This window comes from Pokkaliibacter sp. CJK22405, assembly GCF_046614695.1.
Taxonomy (GTDB): domain Bacteria; phylum Pseudomonadota; class Gammaproteobacteria; order Pseudomonadales; family Balneatricaceae; genus Pokkaliibacter.
Genome location: NZ_JBKKHQ010000036.1, coordinates 1 through 546, shown reverse-complemented (window position 1 = coordinate 546; position 546 = coordinate 1). Strand labels below are relative to the sequence as shown.

Annotated in this window: 2 tRNA genes and 1 rRNA gene; all 3 read right to left on the bottom strand. The window is 48.2% G+C overall.

Features of this window, described 5'->3' with window-relative positions:
- Positions 1 to 145: 145 nt before the first annotated feature.
- Positions 146 to 221: transfer RNA gene (locus ACKC9G_RS18800), tRNA-Ala, on the bottom strand.
- A 119-nt stretch (positions 222 to 340) separates the two neighbouring features.
- A tRNA-Ile gene (locus ACKC9G_RS18795) sits at positions 341 to 417 on the bottom strand.
- A 66-nt stretch (positions 418 to 483) separates the two neighbouring features.
- Positions 484 to 546: ribosomal RNA gene (locus ACKC9G_RS18790) — 16S ribosomal RNA — on the bottom strand; the annotation flags it as partial.

Here is a 546-nt window from a genome sequence, read left to right as displayed (position 1 = left end):
GACATGTAACGCGCCGGATAAACGCTTGAGATTTCGTTTATCTTTCTATCGATTGAGTCCACATTGTTAAAGAGCAAATAAAGCAGTGTATTTTTCAACCCAGCTTTAAATGATGTCATCCTGTCGGAAAACATGATTTAAAACTTGGTGGAGCCAAGCGGGATCGAACCGCTGACCTCCTGCGTGCAAGGCAGGCGCTCTCCCAGCTGAGCTATGGCCCCAGATTTTCGTCAAACTGTGTGAGTTCACCCAATTTGAGGAAGTCCATTTATGCCAGACACCTTCAGTTCACCTAAACCGCATTACTGCGCAGGTTCTATCGAAGGGGAGTGGGATAAATTGGTAGGCCTGAGTGGACTTGAACCACCGACCTCACCCTTATCAGGGGTGCGCTCTAACCACCTGAGCTACAAGCCTATTACGTTGCTCTATCTACATGATCGGATAATTCGTTGTGGGTACTTGCACCAGGGCATCATCGTTTAAGGAGGTGATCCAACCGCAGGTTCCCCTACGGTTACCTTGTTACGACTTCACCCCAGTCAT